Origin of the sequence: Ruania rhizosphaerae, from assembly GCF_009805705.1 — a bacterium.
GTDB classification, from domain to species: Bacteria; Actinomycetota; Actinomycetes; order Actinomycetales; family Beutenbergiaceae; genus Ruania; species Ruania rhizosphaerae.
In genome coordinates this window covers 80,924-97,127 of the sequence record NZ_VSMB01000012.1, presented here as the reverse complement: position 1 = coordinate 97,127, position 16,204 = coordinate 80,924, and the positions used below count along the sequence as shown (strand labels likewise).

Here is a 16,204-nt window from a genome sequence, read left to right as displayed (position 1 = left end):
GGGTGAGTACCGAGGCACCAGAGCTGCGCACCGACCGCGACTTCCCCGTCCCGGAGCCGCTGAACGGACACGGCCCGGCGCGCATCATCGCGATGTGCAATCAGAAGGGCGGCGTCGGCAAGACGACCACGACCATCAATCTGGGTGCGGCTCTGGCCGAATACGGCCGCAAGGTGCTCATCGTCGACTTCGATCCGCAGGGTGCGGCCTCGGCCGGCCTGGGGTTCTCCGCGCACGAGCTCGACCAGACGATCTACACCGAGATCATGGCGGACAAACCGGACATCCGTGAGGTCGTCCAGGAGACGGCCGTCCCCGGACTGGACCTGGTGCCGGCGAACATCGACCTGTCCGCCGCCGAGGTGCAGCTCGTCAACGAGGTGGCCCGGGAGCAGGCGCTGGGGCGAGTGCTGCGACCGGTGACCGATGACTACGACGTGATCCTCATCGACTGTCAGCCCTCGCTCGGCCTGCTGACGGTGAATGCACTGACAGCGGCGCACGGGGTGATCATCCCGCTCGAGACCGAGTTCTTCGCGTTGCGCGGTGTGGCACTGCTCGTGGAGACGATCGACAAGGTCCGCGACCGGCTCAACCCACGGCTGCACACCGACGGCATCCTGGCGACGATGGTGGATGCACGCACGCTGCACTCACGGGAGGTGCTCGCCCGCGTCCGGGAAGCGTTCGGCGACACCGTCTTCGACACTGTCATCACCCGTACGGTGAAGTTCCCCGACGCCTCGGTGGCGACCGAGCCCATCACCACCTACGCCCCGAATCACTCCGGCGCGTACAACTACCGCAAGCTCGCGCGCGAGCTCATCGCACGTGGCGACGTGGCCTGAGGGGGCTCAGACGCTCCCCGACGCCGAGGCGCCATCCGCTGATGGCGTCGCTGCTGCGAGCACCTCTGGCCGTGGCACCTTCGAGGTGCGCCTGGCGAACTTCACCGGCCCCTTCGATCTGCTGCTCTCGCTCATCGCCAAGCACAAGATGGACGTGACCGAGGTGGCGTTGGCGGTGGTCACCGACGACTTCATCGCGCACATCCGGGCTCAGGAGGAGTGGGATCTCTCGCAGGCGAGTGAGTTCCTCGTGATCGCCTCCACCCTGCTCGACCTGAAGGCAGCCCGGTTGTTGCCCCGCGGCACCGTCGAGGACGCCGAGGATCTCGAGCTCCTGGAGGCCCGGGATCTGCTCTTCGCCCGGTTGCTGCAGTACCGCGCCTTCAAGGAAGTCGCAGCGTTCCTGGGCAGCGCTTGGGAACGGGCCGGGCGGTCCCACCCGCGTGAAGCTGTGCTGGAACCACGGTTCGCGGCATTGCTGCCCGAACTCATCATGCAGATCGGTCCGACTGACCTCGCCGTGCTCGCTGCGAAGGCGCTCGCACCCAAGCCGGCTCCAGCAGGTGTGGACATCGCGCACCTGCACAACCCTGCGGTGAGCGTGCGTGAGCAGGCCGCGCACATCGTGGACCGGCTCCGTCGGTCCCGGAGCCTGAGTTTCCGCGCCCTCACCGACGACGCCGACGGCACTTCGGTGGTCGTCGCTCGCTTCCTGGCGCTGCTGGAGCTCTTCCGGGAGGGAGCGGTCGGCTTCGACCAGGCCGGGCCGCTCGGGGACCTGACGGTCCGCTGGACCGGATCCGACGATGGCGAGGTCGACGTCGACGACGACTACGAGGATCCCGAGAACTACGAAGATCTCGAGAACACTGAGCAACCGAACAGCGATGAGGACCGCGGATGACTACTCCTGAGCAGGACGGCCACCCCGGCGCGCTGCCGCCTACCCCGTCCGTCCTGGATGTGCCAGGTGGACTGCCCGCGGCGGTCGAGGCCATCCTGATGGTGGCGGAGGCTCCCGTGCCCGCCGACCGTATCGCCAGCGTCCTGAACGTCCCGACGGCGCAGGTCACCCAGACCCTTGAGACTCTCGTCGCCGAGTACGCGGGAGGCCCCAGGCCGTACGGATTTGAGTTGCGCGAGGTCGGCGGCGGGTGGCGGTTCTACTCCCATCCCGCTTTCAGCGAAGCGGTCGATGCCTTCGTGCTGGACGGGCAGACGGCGCGGCTCACACAGGCGGCGCTGGAGACCCTGGCGGTCATTGCCTACCGCCAGCCTGTCTCCCGCGGCCGGGTCTCGGCGATCCGCGGCGTGAACGTCGATTCCGTCGTGCGGACGCTGCTGACCCGCGGGCTGGTCGAGGAGGCCGGCCGGGACGAGGAAGGTGGGGCGACGTTGTACCGGACGACGTCGTATTTCTTGGAACGCCTCGGCCTGCGTACGCTGGACGATCTGCCCCCGCTGGCGCCCTACCTGCCGGACATCGACGCATTCGACGACATCGACGGAGCCACCTCATGACCGACCGCCGCCGTGACCGGACCCAAGCACGCCAGGACGTCCACGACCCCGACGGCGTCCGCCTGCAGAAGGTGCTGGCCGGTGCGGGATTCGGTTCGCGCCGGGCGTGCGAGGAGTTGATCTCCGCCGGGCGTGTGAGCGTGGACGGCGTGCAGGTCCGCGAGCTCGGTATCCGGGTCCACCCGCAACGTGCGGTGATCCATGTGAATGGCTTGCGGGTGCAGCTGGACGACTCCGTCCTCACCCTCGCGCTGCACAAACCGGCGGGCGTGTACTCCTCGATGGCCGACGAACAGGGACGTCCGGACCTGTCCCAGTTCGTGGCCGACCGCACCGAACGGCTCTTCCACGTCGGACGTCTGGACGCGGAAACGACCGGCCTGATCCTGCTCACCAACGACGGCGAACTCACGCACCGGCTCACGCACCCCTCGTTCGAGGTCCCGAAAACCTATGTGGCCGAGATCGAGGGCCGCGTGGCACGAGGACTGGGGCGTGAGCTCAAGGACGGCATCGAGCTCGACGACGGGCCGGTGCGAGTCGACGAGTTCACCGTGCTGGAGACGACGCCGCAGGCCAGCGTGGTGGAGGTGGTGCTGCACGAGGGGCGCAACCACATCGTCCGCCGACTCCTCGCCCAGGTGGGCCACCCGGTCACCCGGCTCAGCCGCACCGCCATCGGCCCGATCCGCCTCGGTCACCTGAAGGTCGGCCGCACACGCGTGATCGAAGGTCGTGAGCTGGGCCGGTTGATGAGCTCGGTCGGACTGTAGCGGTGCAGACCCAGGCGGCGGACACGGCAGAGTTCTACCGGCGATGGGCGCAGGTGGAGGCCGAGGAGTCCTCACCCCAGTACGCCGCCCTCGCCCGGGCGGTCGCGGACTCGGCTCCCACTCTCGCCTTCCTCGAGGAACTGCCGGTGCACAAGCGGCAGCCGAACCTGCTCTTCGGCGCGCTGCGCTGGATCGGCGCGCCAGTGGACGATCCGACGGCGGCCCTGGCGCTGCTCCACGAGCGGGCCACCGACATCGCTGCGCTCATGCACAGGCGCGCGACCCAGACGAACGAGGCCGCGCGTTGCGCCGTCATGCTGCCCGCACTCGGACTGCTCGATGGACCACTGGCGCTCCTCGAGCTCGGTGCCAGCGCGGGGCTGTGCCTCTTGCCGGACGTGTGGTCGTATGCGTGGACCGACGAGCAGGGACGCACGACGCGCCTCCACGCCCGCGACATGACGGCGGGAGACACGGTGCTGCTGGAGGCGGGCGTTCGTGGGGCGCCACCCTTGCCCAGCGAACATCCCGACGTCGTCGCCCGGCTCGGTCTGGACGCCCACCCCGTGGACGTGAGCGATCCGGACGAGCGCCGCTGGTTGCGGTGCCTCGTATGGCCCGAGCACACCGATCGCGCCGACCGGCTCGCGGCCGCGCTGGAGGTGGCCTCGCGGCACGAGGTGCCGATGCGTGAAGGTTTGTTCCCCGAGGACGTTCCCAACGCCGTGGCCGCGCTGCGGGCGGTCGCGGGCCCGGCGCGCATCGTGGTGACCCACAGCGCGGCTGCCGCGTATCTCGATCGGGAAAGACGCCGTCGGTTCGCCGCGGTGCTCGATGAGCTGGGGGTGCACCGGATCGGACTGGAGGGGCTGCAGGTGAGCCGCGACCTCGGTGTCGACGGTCTCGAGACCTTCGGTGCCGACGATCTCGCGCATCGATTCGTACTCAGCCTGGATGGGCGTGCACTCGGGACGGCTCACCCGCACGGACGCGATCTGGAGTGGTGGGCAACGTCCGCCTGAGCCGGGCGGAACCGGGAGGCGCCGGACCGTTGCTGCGTACTCACCGGCTCCAATAGCCTTGATCGGGTTCGCAGGCTCGTTCGCTCCGGCGTCAGCGGAGCCTCCGACCGCTCCGCCTCCCGTCGAGCTCCGTGCGGTCTCCTACAACATCGCAGCGGGTCGCGATGCGGATGGCGAGTTCAACCTCGACAGCACCATCGCGATCCTGGACGAGCTCGATGCCGATGTGATCGCGCTGCAGGAGGTCGATGTCCACTGGGGTGCAAGAAGCCTCGACCTCGATCTCGCTGCCGAGCTCGCCGATGCGCTGGACATGAATGTCGGCTTCGCACCGATCTACTCCTTCGCCCCGGGCGAGGAGGGTGGGCCCCGTGCCGAGTTTGGCGTGGCCGTCCTCTCGGAGTATCCGATCATCGAGTTCACCAACCACGATCTGACCCGGCTGTCCACGCAGTCAGACACCCCCGAGCCGGCTCCGGCACCGGGCTTCGCCGAGGCAGTCGTGCAGGCCGAAGGAGCACGCGTGCACGTGTACTCCACGCATCTCGACTACCGCGGTGATCCTACGGTGCGCGAGATGCAGGTCGCCGACACGCTGGACATCCTCGCCGACGACGGGTCCGGCGCCACCCAGATCCTGATGGGTGACTTCAATGCCCGGCCGGAGGCGCCTGAGCTCGCACCCCTGTGGACCGTGGTCACCGATGCCTGGGACGAAGCCGGCGACGGCTCCGGCTTCAGCTTCCCGGCGGATGCGCCGGACCGGCGTATCGACTACGTGACGGTCTCCGACGGAGTAACCGTGCTCGACGCGGTGGTCCCGGACACCGCACTCGCCGCCCAGGCCTCCGATCACCGACCCGTGGTGATCGACCTCGCCGTGCCGCGCGGCGTGCAGGAGTAGAGGGGCCGCGCCGGGAGTACTGAGCGACGCTCAGCAGCATTGCCCCCGTGTCACCGTCGATCTGGTGCTCCCCGGGTGTCTGCCCGGGGAGCACGGGGCCAGGTCGCGGCGTGGTGCCGGTAGGGTGTGACGTCGTGACCGCCGACGACCCGACTGCGACCCGTGGCCCGGTGCACATCGTCGGTACCGGGCTCCTGGGAACCAGTATCGGGCTGGCGCTGACCGCTCGTGGCGTCCCTGTCACGCTCGCTGACACCTCGCCATCCATGCTCGCCCTCGCGCGGGACCTGGGCGCCGGCACGATCGAATCCGCACCAGTGCCGGAGTTGGTCGTGGTCGCTGTCCCGCCCGATGTGACCTCGGATGAAGTGGCGGCCGCCCTACGCAGGTTCCCGGACGCCGTCGTGACGGACGTGGCCAGCGTGAAGTCGGTTCTCCTGGCCGAGCTGCGCATCGAGGCACAGGCGGACCCGGCACTGGATCTGAGCCGCTATGTGGGATCTCACCCGATGGCGGGCCGCGAGAAGTCCGGAGCGGCGGCTGCCTCCGCCGACATGTTCACCGGCCGCCCCTGGGTGATCGCCGCCCACTCCGGCAGCGCCGAGCGTGCCGTCCTGGCCGTGCGAGCACTCGCCTCAGATGCCGGGGCAGCCGTGGTCTCCATGGACGCGGGCGAGCATGATGAGGCCGTCGCCTTGATCTCACACGTACCGCAGCTGATGGCGTCGCTGATGGCGGCGCAGCTGGTGGAGGCACCCGACCGAGCCCTCGCGCTCGCCGGGCAAGGGGTGCGCGATGTCACCCGGATCGCTGCCTCCGACCCGCGGTTGTGGTCGGCCATCCTCACCGGCAATGCTCCCGCGGTCAGCGGGCTGCTGCGTACAGTCCGCGCTGAGCTCGACACCCTCCTCGACGCCGTCGAACGCGCCGCCTCCGAGGGGCCGCTCGCGCCGGGAGCCGTCTCCGGGATCTCGCGGCTCATCTCCGCCGGCAACGACGGCGTGGCCAGGGTTCCGGGCAAGCACGGCGGAGCCCGACGGCGCTACGCCGAGGTGATCGTGCTCGTGCCCGACGAACCCGGCGAACTCGGCCGACTCTTCTCCGAGGTGGGGGAGATCGGCGTGAACATCGAGGACTTCCAGATGGAGCACTCCCCGAAGCAGAAGGTGGGTATGGCGATCGTGTCGGTGACCCCGGAGGCGGCCCAGCCCCTGGAGCAGGCGCTGGAGGAGCGCGGCTGGCGGGTGGTGGCGCCATGACCGGCAGCGTGCCCGGGATCGTGGTGGCGATCGACGGCCCGAGCGGGTCGGGCAAGTCGACCATCAGCCGCCGTGTCGCGGCGAGCGAAGGACTGGCCTATCTGGACACCGGCGCGATGTATCGCGCCGCGACCTGGTGGTGCATCCGGCAGGGCGTGGACCTCGCCGACGTTGACGCCGTGGCGGACCTCGTGCGAGAGATGCCACTGGAGATCAGCACCGATCCTGTGAACCCGGCGTTCGTCGTCGGCGGTGAGGACGTCGGCGTGGTGATCCGCAGTACCGAGATCTCCACCCGGGTGAGCGCCGTCGCCACCAACCGGCAGGTGCGTCCAGAGCTGCAGCGCCGGCAGCGTGAGGTGATCGCGGTCGAGAGCGGACGCGGGACCGGTGGGCACGAAGCCCGCAGCGGGGGGCGCGGCGTGATCGCCGAGGGTCGGGACATCACCACCGTGGTGGCACCGGACGCGGACGTGCGGATCCTGCTCCTCGCCTCCGAGGAGGCCCGCCTCGCCAGACGGGCCCAGGAGATCCACGGCACCGCCGACGAGGCAGCCGTGGCTGCCACACGCGATCAGGTGATCCGGCGCGATGCTGACGACTCGACGGTGTCAAACTTCACCACGGCGGCTGACGGAGTGATCACCGTGGACACCTCCGCGCTGACCTTGGAGGAAGCCGTGGCCACCGTGCACCAGATCGTCTCGACCGCGCAGAGGAGCTCGTCATGAGCGAGGATCGACCGGCCTCCCCAGGGCAGAGCATCACCGCCGACCAGATCAAGCGCTGGGGCCCCACCTGGTCGCGCCGCGTCGGCCGGTTCCTGGCGCGGGGCGTCTGGAACACCCGCGTGGTCGGTGCCGACCGGATGCCGCGATCCGGCCGGTTGCTGGTGGCCGCCAACCACACCGGCATCATCGACGGTCCGTTGCTGCACGGTGTGATCCCGCGCGAATCCCACATGATCATCAAAGAGGAGATGTTCTCCGGTGTGATCGGATTCCTGATGCGCGGTGCGGGCCAGATCCCGGTGGACCGCCGCAACGGCCGGGCAGCCTTGCAGACGGCGCTGACCTTGCTGAATGAAGACCGGCTCGTCGGTGTCTTCCCGGAGGGGACGCGCGGCGGTGGCGACGTGAAGCAGACCAAGGCCGGGATCGCGTGGCTCGCGGTCCGTTCCGGCGCGCCGGTGCTGCCGGTGGCGATCCTGGGGACCAGGCCGGCGGGTCAGAAGCCCGGGTACATTCCCGGCTTCCGGAGTCGGCTGGTGGTCGAGTTCGGAGAGCCGTTCCAGGCGGTGGACCCGGGAGTGGGTGTGGGCCGGAGCGCCATCACCGAGGCGATGGGGGAGATCCAGCAGCAGCTGAGCACACACGTGCACGCTGCCTCCGAACGCCACGGTGTGGCGCTGCCGCGCAGCACAGAGATCTGAGGCGATCTGTCGACAGGGTGGGGCGAGTTGGGCAGAACCCGCCCCGGCGGGGAGAATGGCCGACGTGACCGATCAGCCGAACTCCTCCACGCCCCGCGCCAGCGACTCCGGCGAGCCCACTGACCTCGATTGGGTCGAGCGCGTCGTCCCCGACCTCGCCGAGACCGACGAGGACGCCCGCCGTGCCGAGGCGTTGCGCGCCGGTCTGAGCGACTACGACCTCGAAGATGAGGACCTGTCGTTGCTCGAGGCCTCCGAGGAGGAGCGTGCGGGCGAGACTCCTGCCGGGCCGCCTCCCGTACTGGCCGTCGTCGGCCGGCCGAACGTGGGCAAGTCGACCCTGGTCAACCGGATCCTCGGGCGGCGCGAGGCGGTGGTCCAGGACACCCCGGGCGTCACCCGGGACCGCGTCAGCTATCCGGCCGAGTGGGCGGGTCGTGACTTCACCGTGGTCGATACCGGCGGCTGGGAGCGCGACGCCAAGGGGCTGGGCAGCCGTGTGGCCGACCAGGCAGAGATCGCCATCGCACTGGCCGATGCGGTGCTCTTCGTCGTCGACGCCGTGGTCGGGCCGACGGACGAGGACGAGTACGTAGTGCGGATGCTGCGCCGGGCAGGCAAGCCCACGCTGCTGGTGGCCAACAAGGTCGACGACCAGCGGGGCGAGGCGGACGCGGCGCTGTTGTGGTCCCTCGGACTGGGCGAGCCTCATGCCATCTCGGCGCTGCACGGACGGGGCTCGGGTGACCTGCTGGACGCCGCACTCGACCTGATGCCGGCGACCTCCGCCGTCGCGGGCCGGATCCCGGAGGGAGGACCGCGGCGGGTGGCCCTCGTAGGCCGGCCGAACGTAGGCAAGTCCTCGTTGCTGAACGCGATCTCCGGTGGGGAGCGCGTCGTCGTCGACGACGTCGCGGGCACCACGCGCGACCCGGTGGACGAGCTGGTGATGCTGGGAGATCGTCCCTGGTGGTTCATCGACACCGCCGGGATCCGCCGTCGTGTGCACCAGACCTCGGGTGCCGACTTCTACGCCTCACTACGGACGCAGGGGGCGCTGGAGAAGGCGGAGGTCGGTGTGGTCCTCATCGACGCGAGCGTGCCCATGACCGAACAGGACGTCAGGGTGGTGCAGCAGGTGATCGACGCCGGACGCGCCCTGGTGATCGCCTACAACAAGTGGGACATGGTGGACGAGGACCGTCGATCGTTCCTCGAGCGCGAGATCGAGCAGCAGCTCGTCCAGGTGCCATGGGCGCCGCGCGTGAACATCGCGGCACGTACCGGATGGCACACCAACCGACTGGTACGTGCACTCGATGTGGCGCTGTCGTCGTGGGACACCCGCGTCCCCACCGGTCGCCTGAACGCCTTCCTGGGTGAGCTCACTGCCGCCAACCCGCACCCCGTGCGCAGCGGAAAGCAACCGCGTATCCTGTTCGCGACCCAGGCAAGCACCCGGCCACCGCGCTTCGTCCTGTTCACCACCGCGTTCCTTGATCCGGCCTACCGACGGTTCGTCGAGCGACGGCTGCGAGAGACGTTCGGCTTCGAGGGCACACCGATCTCGATCGGCGTCCGGGTGCGGGAGAAGCGGCGGCGCTGAGGGAGTGAACGGGCTCGCTCGTGAACTAGCCGCTGAGCCAGCCGATCAGGCCGATGATCAGCAGCACGAGTCCTGGCACGAGGCCCACGACACTGAGGACGAAGGTGCCACGGCGCCAGCCCGTCGGTGGCCGGAGCCCAGGCCCGGACGTGGGTTGATCCATCGAACCACCGAGTGCGACAGCGCCGAACACGAAGGCAGCGATCCGTAGATCGGTCACCTGGGTGATGAAGGCGCGAAATCCAGCGGGGTCGGCGATCGCGAACGCCGTCGCGCTAACTCCTGCGGCGGCACTGACGATCGCGAGCGTCGTGACCAGCCAACGGGCGCGGATGATGCCGAGCCGGTCTCGCCGACGCGGCGGGCCGGGACGGTCCCTGCTTCCCGACGTGGAACGCTCGCTTGTCATCGGAACGACAGTACCGGGCACCGTGGCCGCCCGTGTCACCCGTCCAGGTCGAGAACCTCGAAGGTCGTGGCGTACTTCACGCCGAGCGCGGGACCGGCGGCGGAGCACAGCTCATCCAGGAAGGCGACCGGATCGAACTCCCAGCTGAGCCCGTCGATGTAGGCGGCGTGCTCCTTCAGGGAGGCGACTCCATCGTCGAACGTCTCGGTCACGTCGACGGCATGGGTCGACTGCGGCGAGATGGCGAGCCAGACCTGCCGGACGCCATTCCATGGCTCGAGGCCGTCACCGAGCTGCTCGTGGAACACCCAGCGGTTCCCGGCGTCACGGACGGCGTCGAGCGTGGCACGCCCGGCCGCCATGTGGTCGGCCTGGTTGAGGAATCCGCCTGGCCAGGTGTCGCGGAAGTTGCCGGTGATGACGATCTCGGGCTGGTGCTTGCGCACCTGGGCTGCGATGGCCCGCCGCAGCGGCAGACCATACTCGAGGACGCCGTCGGGCAATCGGAGGAACTCGACCTCCTCCACACCCACCACGCGGGCCGAGGCGATCTGCTCCTGCTCACGCAGCGGGCCCGCCTCGTCCGGGTGAATGGCGTCGATACCGGCCTCACCCGAGGTCACCATGCAGTAGATGATGCGCTTGCCCTGCGCAGTCCAGCGCGCGATCGCGGCAGCGGTTCCGAACTCGAGGTCGTCAGGGTGGGCGACGACGGCGAGAGCGGTCGTCCAGTTCTCGTCGATCTCGGGAAGGCGGGGTTGATCGGTCATCGGATCTCCTCGGCGGTGGTGTGATTGGTGGGGTCGGGTGTGTGCCTGGGGGCGGCGGTGGTGATCCAGCGGACGGCGGCGGTACCGGCTCGGCCCGCCAGCAGGGAGGAGCGCCGGACCGGCCGGGGTAGCTGCAGCTGCACGCGGGCCCAGTCGGGCAAGCTGACGACGGCGCCACGCGCGAGCAGGGCGTATCCGGGCCGTGCCACGGCCGGTACGGGTGGGCGGTGCAGGAGGAACGCAGCGACCTCCCTGGCCTCCGGCGTGACGGCGAGCTCGGGCCGGTAGCGGTTCAGGGCGCCGGTCAGCTCAGCGACATTACTGGGCACCTCAGTCGCACCGAGGCGGGTGGCCACAGTGCCGGCTTGCCGGACGTACACATCCTGCTGGGCGGGGGAGAGGCGGCGGGCGCCGAACAGTCGATGAGCGGTGAGGAAGGAGTCGATCTCGGCGATGTGCACCCACGTGAGCAGGTGCGGATCGTCGGCGCGGTACGGCCGCCCGTCCGGTGCGATGCCGCGGATGCGGGCATGGACCGCCTGCACGATAGCGATCGCTTGCTCGGCGTGCTCGATTGTGGCGTAGGTGGTGGTGGCGATGTAGGTGGCAGTCCGGGCCAGGCGCCCCCACACGTCGTCGCGGTAACGCGAATGCTGGGCGACGCCCGCCATCGCCAGCGGATGCAGTGCTTGCAGGAGCAGCGCGCGGATGCCCCCGATATACATCGAGGCATCTCCGTGCACGACCCCGATCGGGGAGTCAGGTTCGAACCAGCGTGGACCCGGCGTGGCATGGATACGGTGCTGCGCCGCGGCGGGGTCGGGGCCCGCGACACGTTGCATGAGCGCCGTGTTCATCCGGCGCCGGGCTTCGTGGAGCGGGTGCACGAGACCAGTGTGACCTATGGCGCACCCCCGATGCGTCACCGATTGGGAGGAACAGCCAGGGCTGCGGTAGTGTCGTCTCCGGCTCGCTCAGCGGGCCCTCGGGCTGTGGCGCAGCTTGGTAGCGCACTTGACTGGGGGTCAAGGGGTCGTGGGTTCAAATCCCGCCAGCCCGACCGAGAGAAGTCCCGGAAACTCAACGGTTTCCGGGACTTTTTAGTTGGTGGGATGCGATCCGGTCGTGGAGGACACTACGGTGACCTCTCTGAGCCGCTGCTGCCTCGCGACCGGACTTCCGATCAACACCAGTGGTGCTAGCGGGCGACGGTACGCTCGGTTACAGCGCAGGAGGAAGGACGCGACATGGGCGAGCGGATACTGGTCGGGCTGACAGACGGTTCGGCCGCACGCAGGGCGTCGGAGTGGGCGGTCGAACGTGCCATCCGTCGCGGCGGCAGCATCGAACTGATCTCGATCGTCGGTTCCGCGTCCGGTGCGCTCAGTGAGGCGCCCGTGCTCGAGCACGCCCTCGAGCTCACGGAGGCGTTGCTCGCTCAGGAGGCAGAGCGGATCGGGGCCCGAGGTGTGCCTGTCACGACCCGCCTCGAGCGCGGAGGTTTCGTCGACTGTCTCGTCGACGCCTCTGAGAGTGTCGATCTGCTCGTGATCGGCAGCGACTATCGCGGCCCAGGGGCGCAGTCGCCGCGCGGGCCGTACGGCATTCGCATAGCGAGCGGCGCCCACTGCCCGGTCGTCGTGGTACCGGACATCGACATCACGGGCCGGGCCGGCGTTGTGGTGGGCGTCGACGGCTCCGAGCTCTCTCACAACGCGCTCCGTTTTGCTGCCGCAGAGGCGCACGCGAGTGGTGACCGGCTCACGGCCGTGAGCACCTGGACGACGGTGCCGCTCCCGTTGCACGTACGCTCCTATCCCACCGAGTACCTCGCCGGGATGCAGGAGGCGACTGAAGACCTTCTCACCGAGTCACTGGCACCGGTGCTCGTCGACTATCCGGACCTGGAGGTTCGCCGTCTCGTGCAGCGTGCATCGGCGGGACAGGCCATCAACCGCCTCGCCCAAGGGGCGAGGTTGACCGTGGTCGGATCCCATGGTCGGGGGAGGGTCGCACGGTTCATGCTCGGATCGACGAGCGAGGAGGTGCTCGCCGGCATGGGGACGGTCACGGTCGTCGTGCGCTAGCTTCGCGCGGAGTCGACGGGTGGGCCAGACCCGCGCGCAAGGCCCAGAGGATGGCGACCACGTCGACACCCTCCTGCAACCATGCGCCGATCAGGGCCGGCAGTGCGCCGAACGCCGCGATCATCATCAACGCGGCGCTGAGCGTCATGCCGACCCAGATGCTCTGCAACGCAACCGTGACCGTCTCGCGTGCGATCGTGTGAGCGTCTGCGACGGTGGAGATGTCGTCGCGCAGCAAGACCACATGCGCCGAGTCACCAGCAGCGGTCGATCCGCGCGCTCCCATCGCGATGCCGATGTCCGCGGCGGCGAGGGCGGGCGCGTCATTCACACCGTCGCCCACCATCGCGACCGGACGGTGCGGGAGGTTGGTCACCGCATCCACCTTGTCTGCTGGCAGGCAGTTCGCTCGGATGTCGTCGATCCTCAGTGGCTGGCCTACGTGGTCAGCAGTGAGACGATCATCTCCCGTCAGCATCACGATGTGCTCGACTCCGTGTTCACGCAGTCGCTCGAGCGTGTGCGGGGTTTCGCGCCGCACCTCGTCGCTGAACACGAGCGCTCCCGCGTACGAACGATCGATCGCGACATAGACAGCCATCTCACCCGGCCCGATCGTGGTGCCCTCAAGGGACACCCCCACGGCGTCAGCGACATAGGTGCGCTTTCCGACGACCACTGAGGACCCGTCCACGAGCGCGGTGACACCATGTGCGGGCACCTCCTGCGCGGTCTCGGCCCCCGAGAGGGGTAGTTCACGCGAACGTGCCGCGCCGATCACCGCCGCCGCGAGCACATGGCTGGAGTACTGCTCTGCCGAGGCAGCCAATCGCAGTACCTGATCATCGGTGAGTCCTCCAGCGGCGCGGACCTCGACCAGCGAGGGCGCGCCGCGCGTCAACGTGCCCGTCTTGTCGAAGGCAATGGTTCGCACCCGCCGTAGGCTCTCCAGCGTCGCGCTGCTCTTGACGATGATTCCCCTCCGCGCTGCGCGTCCTGTACCCGCGAGGAATGCGACCGGAGCCGCGATGATGAGCGGGCATGGTGTCGCGACCACGAGCACCTCGGCGAGTCGCGCCGGATCACCCGAGAGAGCCCACGCGCCGAGGGCGATTGCGAGCGCCACGACCGTGAATGGGATCGCTACGCGGTCGGCGAGGCGGACGATCGGAGCCCTGCTCGCGGAGGCATCCTCGACCAACGTGATGATCTGCTGGTACTGGCTGTCCCGGGCAGCGTGCGTGGTGGAGAGCACAACTGCCGTCGAGCCGTTCACCCCGCCACTGAGTACTTCCTGGCCCGCTGTCCGTTCGACTGGGAGGCTCTCTCCCGTGAGAGAGGATTCGTCGAACGTGGCTGATCCGGTCAGAAGAGAGCCGTCAACGGGCACGATCTCGAAGGGCCGCACCAGGACCTGATCACCTGGAGCGATCACGTCAACCGGGACGTCGGTGGTGGTGCCGTCGCTGGTCACCTTGTGAGCCACCCGCGGTACGTGGGACAGGAGTGCGGTCAGATCGCGCCGAGCTCGCGCGGACGCGTAGTCCTCCAATGCCTCGCCTCCGGTGAGCATGAGCACGATGACGAGGGCTGCCCATGCCTCTGCCACCGCGACGGAGGCCACGATCGCCGTGAATGCGAGGATGTCGATCCCGTACGTTCCCCGTCGCAGCTCTCGTATCATTCGCCACGCGGATCGCCCGGCCACCAGAAGGGCGTAGCCGGCGGGCAGTACCCAGGCGTACGCATGCCAGGGCGTCAATTGAGCGAATCCGCCGAGCGCTGCGATTGCGAGCGTGGCAAGGACCCACGGATACCGAACCAGATTCGCCCACCTCGATGAGGTCGAAGTCGGCATCTGCAACTCCGTCGGCCTTGCCTCGACGGCGTCATCTGTCGTGGTCATGTTCCCATCGTGGTCGCTGCCGAAGCCGTGAAGTAGGGCGAAAGTCCCGCGGTGAGGTCAAGGAGGTGCGCCGCGGGTGTGCACTTCGTCACGGGACCAATGGCTCTTCCGCTGCGCTTGCCGTGGGCGTTTCCTGGTCACGACGGCGAAAGGAGCCACCCGTGGATGAGATCCGTCTGATCGAGGCAACTGAGCAACCTGTCGCGGCGGTGCGCGCGCGAGTGCCCGTGGAAGGTTCGTGGGCGCGGACTCCGGAGAGGAGTCGATCATGACCAGCAGTGTGCCTGAGGCTCGTGACGAGGACCGGGCCCGCCGGATCGTGGTGGGTGTCGATGGTTCACGGGCCTCTCACGAGGCTCTGCGTCAGGGTGCGAGGCTCGCGCGCGAACTCGGCTACGACGTCGAAGCGATCGCCGTCTGGGCCTCCACCCCCGTAACACTGGGGGGTGTGTACCTCGATCTTCAGTGGGACCCAGCCGAGGATGCCAGCCGTGCTCTCGACACCGCGGTGGGAGCGGTCTTCCCTGCGGGCCGCCCAGCCTGGTGCAAACTCACCTTGCGCGAGGGGAGGCCGGCAGAGGAACTGGTCGAGGCAGCGCGTGGTGCCGCCATGTTGGTCGTTGGACGACGCGGGCACGGCAGCGGCCTCGCTGCGCTCCTGCTGGGATCGGTCAGTTCGGCGTGTGTCTCGCACGCTCACTGCCCAGTGCTGGTCGTACCGGCTGAGGGGCAGTAGCGACCCGAAGAGAGAGCCACGGCGGCCCGCGCAGAGGCATGGCGCGGGCCGTCTCACGCTCCAGGCACGATGATCACCGGTCCAGCGAGGTTCATGAGCACCTCAATTGCGATCCGTCCAAGCCTCGCCTCTGTCCCCGATCTTTTCCCGATCACCGTCGTGAGAGTGCTGCTCGAGAGCGCGATCAGTAGTTCGGCCGGGTCCTGCTCGGTCCACCGCGTCCGGATCTCGACCTCCGGGGCAACGGCAAGCGCCTGACGGCGCGCGTGCTCGAGCACCCGGTCGCGATCGGCCGGGGGGCTCGAACACACCACGATCAACGGCTCACCGCGCCGGGCGCTCTCGCGAGCAGCGAACGCGATCGCTGAGCCAGCGCCGCCACCCGCGCCCGCGACGACGACGCCGGAGCGGCTCCGCTCTCCGAGTCGGGGTACCACGGCCACCGGAGTCGTGGTTCGCAGGGCAAGCTGCACGCTGCGGGCACCGAGCGCCTTCCCGCGGATGTAGCCGGACTTGTGGGTGCCGACGACCAGCAGCTGCGTCCCTGCCGCCGCATCGGCGAGTCGCGGCATCGGCGCTCCGATCTGCACCCGGGCCGTGATCGTGACAGTGGGTTCGGCCAGGCGAGCCCAGTTCAGCTCGCTCTCCACGCGTGCTGAGACAGTCGAGTGCAGTTGCGTGAACAACTCCTCACTCACAGCCGCCCACTCGGCGTCCACGATGGCGACGAGCGTCAATGCCGCACCCGAGCTGCGTGCTCGTTGCAGCGCCCAGCTCAGCGCGCCACGACTCGAGGCGCTGCCATCGATGCCGACGACGTACATGGCCGGTCCCGCTGCCGTCGCCGCGATGTCGTCATGGGAATTCGAGCTGCCCCCGATGTCGTTCTGCATCACACCATCGTCAGCCGCAGCGGCGCCGGCGAGCGGGG

The 16,204-nt window shown here is 69.0% G+C and carries 17 protein-coding genes and 1 tRNA gene; 13 read left to right on the top strand and 5 right to left on the bottom strand.

The window, feature by feature from the left end; genetic code table 11:
• Positions 1 to 2 precede the first annotated feature (2 nt).
• From FV560_RS15905 to der, 10 genes are all read left to right on the top strand, one after another.
• Entirely contained in the window at positions 3 to 848 is an 846-nt protein-coding gene (locus FV560_RS15905; protein WP_235020169.1) for a ParA family protein, read from the top strand.
• Entirely contained in the window at positions 832 to 1,752 is a 921-nt protein-coding gene (locus FV560_RS15900) for a segregation and condensation protein A (protein ID WP_159622540.1), read from the top strand. Before FV560_RS15905 ends, FV560_RS15900 begins: the two co-directional genes overlap by 17 nt.
• A complete protein-coding gene (gene scpB, locus FV560_RS15895; RefSeq protein ID WP_159622539.1) occupies positions 1,749 to 2,369 on the top strand; it encodes an SMC-Scp complex subunit ScpB in 621 nt (206 codons plus the stop codon). The genes FV560_RS15900 and scpB overlap by 4 nt, the downstream gene beginning before the upstream one ends.
• A complete protein-coding gene (locus tag FV560_RS15890; protein WP_159622538.1) occupies positions 2,366 to 3,142 on the top strand; it encodes a pseudouridine synthase in 777 nt (258 codons plus the stop codon). Before scpB ends, FV560_RS15890 begins: the two co-directional genes overlap by 4 nt.
• A 2-nt stretch (positions 3,143 to 3,144) precedes the next feature.
• Complete coding sequence (locus FV560_RS15885) at positions 3,145 to 4,164, top strand: DUF2332 domain-containing protein (RefSeq protein ID WP_159622537.1); 1,020 nt, start codon at positions 3,145 to 3,147, stop codon at positions 4,162 to 4,164.
• A gap of 58 nt (positions 4,165 to 4,222) precedes the next feature.
• Positions 4,223 to 5,068: an endonuclease/exonuclease/phosphatase family protein gene (locus tag FV560_RS15880; protein WP_200837741.1), complete on the top strand. Its 846-nt coding sequence runs from the start codon at positions 4,223 to 4,225 to the stop codon at positions 5,066 to 5,068.
• Between the two features lie 134 nt (positions 5,069 to 5,202).
• A complete protein-coding gene (locus FV560_RS15875) occupies positions 5,203 to 6,327 on the top strand; it encodes a prephenate dehydrogenase (RefSeq protein ID WP_159622535.1) in 1,125 nt (374 codons plus the stop codon).
• The gene (gene cmk / locus FV560_RS15870) at positions 6,324 to 7,058 is read left to right on the top strand and encodes a (d)CMP kinase (protein ID WP_159622534.1); all 735 of its coding nucleotides are present in this window, start codon (positions 6,324 to 6,326) and stop codon (positions 7,056 to 7,058) included. The genes FV560_RS15875 and cmk overlap by 4 nt, the downstream gene beginning before the upstream one ends.
• Positions 7,055 to 7,759 (top strand): lysophospholipid acyltransferase family protein, encoded by a 705-nt coding sequence (locus FV560_RS15865; protein WP_159622533.1) that lies wholly within the window; start codon positions 7,055 to 7,057, stop codon positions 7,757 to 7,759. Before cmk ends, FV560_RS15865 begins: the two co-directional genes overlap by 4 nt.
• Before the next feature lie 55 nt (positions 7,760 to 7,814).
• Positions 7,815 to 9,365, top strand: a complete 1,551-nt coding sequence (gene der, locus FV560_RS15860; protein ID WP_159622532.1) for a ribosome biogenesis GTPase Der — start codon at positions 7,815 to 7,817, stop codon at positions 9,363 to 9,365.
• Positions 9,366 to 9,390: 25 nt separating this feature from the next.
• On the opposite strand, the gene FV560_RS15855 is transcribed toward der, so the two are convergent.
• Genes FV560_RS15855 through FV560_RS15845 form a run of 3 tightly spaced genes read right to left on the bottom strand, consistent with a single transcriptional unit; the run spans position 9,391 to position 11,431 of the window.
• Positions 9,391 to 9,774 carry a hypothetical protein gene (locus FV560_RS15855; RefSeq protein ID WP_159622531.1) on the bottom strand — a complete coding sequence of 128 codons (384 nt, stop codon included), beginning with the start codon at positions 9,772 to 9,774 and terminating at the stop codon, positions 9,391 to 9,393.
• Between the two features lie 35 nt (positions 9,775 to 9,809).
• Complete coding sequence (locus FV560_RS15850; RefSeq protein WP_159622530.1) at positions 9,810 to 10,544, bottom strand: PIG-L deacetylase family protein; 735 nt, start codon at positions 10,542 to 10,544, stop codon at positions 9,810 to 9,812.
• Complete coding sequence (locus FV560_RS15845) at positions 10,541 to 11,431, bottom strand: oxygenase MpaB family protein (protein ID WP_235020168.1); 891 nt, start codon at positions 11,429 to 11,431, stop codon at positions 10,541 to 10,543. The genes FV560_RS15850 and FV560_RS15845 overlap by 4 nt, the downstream gene beginning before the upstream one ends.
• A 99-nt stretch (positions 11,432 to 11,530) precedes the next feature.
• Here FV560_RS15845 and FV560_RS15840 point away from each other — a divergent pair.
• Together FV560_RS15840 and FV560_RS15835 are read left to right on the top strand one after the other, a co-directional pair.
• A tRNA-Pro gene (locus FV560_RS15840) sits at positions 11,531 to 11,604 on the top strand.
• Positions 11,605 to 11,791: 187 nt separating this feature from the next.
• Positions 11,792 to 12,631 (top strand): universal stress protein, encoded by an 840-nt coding sequence (locus tag FV560_RS15835; protein WP_159622529.1) that lies wholly within the window; start codon positions 11,792 to 11,794, stop codon positions 12,629 to 12,631.
• Here the strand turns inward: FV560_RS15835 and FV560_RS15830 are convergent.
• Positions 12,612 to 14,537, bottom strand: coding sequence for a heavy metal translocating P-type ATPase (locus FV560_RS15830; RefSeq protein ID WP_235020167.1), 1,926 nt, complete (start codon positions 14,535 to 14,537; stop codon positions 12,612 to 12,614). The genes FV560_RS15835 and FV560_RS15830 overlap by 20 nt on opposite strands.
• Positions 14,538 to 14,805: 268 nt before the next feature.
• Between FV560_RS15830 and FV560_RS15825 the strand changes: the two genes are divergently transcribed.
• A complete protein-coding gene (locus FV560_RS15825) occupies positions 14,806 to 15,273 on the top strand; it encodes a universal stress protein (RefSeq protein ID WP_159622528.1) in 468 nt (155 codons plus the stop codon).
• Between the two features lie 53 nt (positions 15,274 to 15,326).
• Here FV560_RS15825 and FV560_RS15820 read toward each other — a convergent pair whose 3' ends face one another.
• Positions 15,327 to 16,166 (bottom strand): universal stress protein, encoded by an 840-nt coding sequence (locus tag FV560_RS15820; RefSeq protein ID WP_159622527.1) that lies wholly within the window; start codon positions 16,164 to 16,166, stop codon positions 15,327 to 15,329.
• Between the last annotated feature and the right edge of the window lie 38 nt (positions 16,167 to 16,204).

Bases quoted from the DNA above. Each gene is read 5' to 3' on its own strand.
- der (WP_159622532.1), top strand. From the start codon at position 7,815: ATGGCCGACGTGACCGATCAGCCGAACTCCTCCACGCCCCGCGCCAGC.
- FV560_RS15865 (WP_159622533.1), top strand. From the start codon at position 7,055: ATGAGCGAGGATCGACCGGCCTCCCCAGGGCAGAGCATCACCGCCGAC.
- FV560_RS15855 (WP_159622531.1), bottom strand. From the start codon at position 9,774: ATGACAAGCGAGCGTTCCACGTCGGGAAGCAGGGACCGTCCCGGCCCG.
- FV560_RS15820 (WP_159622527.1), bottom strand. From the start codon at position 16,166: ATGCAGAACGACATCGGGGGCAGCTCGAATTCCCATGACGACATCGCG.
- FV560_RS15835 (WP_159622529.1), top strand. From the start codon at position 11,792: ATGGGCGAGCGGATACTGGTCGGGCTGACAGACGGTTCGGCCGCACGC.
- FV560_RS15890 (WP_159622538.1), top strand. From the start codon at position 2,366: ATGACCGACCGCCGCCGTGACCGGACCCAAGCACGCCAGGACGTCCAC.
- cmk (WP_159622534.1), top strand. From the start codon at position 6,324: ATGACCGGCAGCGTGCCCGGGATCGTGGTGGCGATCGACGGCCCGAGC.
- FV560_RS15825 (WP_159622528.1), top strand. From the start codon at position 14,806: ATGACCAGCAGTGTGCCTGAGGCTCGTGACGAGGACCGGGCCCGCCGG.
- scpB (WP_159622539.1), top strand. From the start codon at position 1,749: ATGACTACTCCTGAGCAGGACGGCCACCCCGGCGCGCTGCCGCCTACC.
- FV560_RS15850 (WP_159622530.1), bottom strand. From the start codon at position 10,544: ATGACCGATCAACCCCGCCTTCCCGAGATCGACGAGAACTGGACGACC.
- FV560_RS15830 (WP_235020167.1), bottom strand. From the start codon at position 14,537: ATGACCACGACAGATGACGCCGTCGAGGCAAGGCCGACGGAGTTGCAG.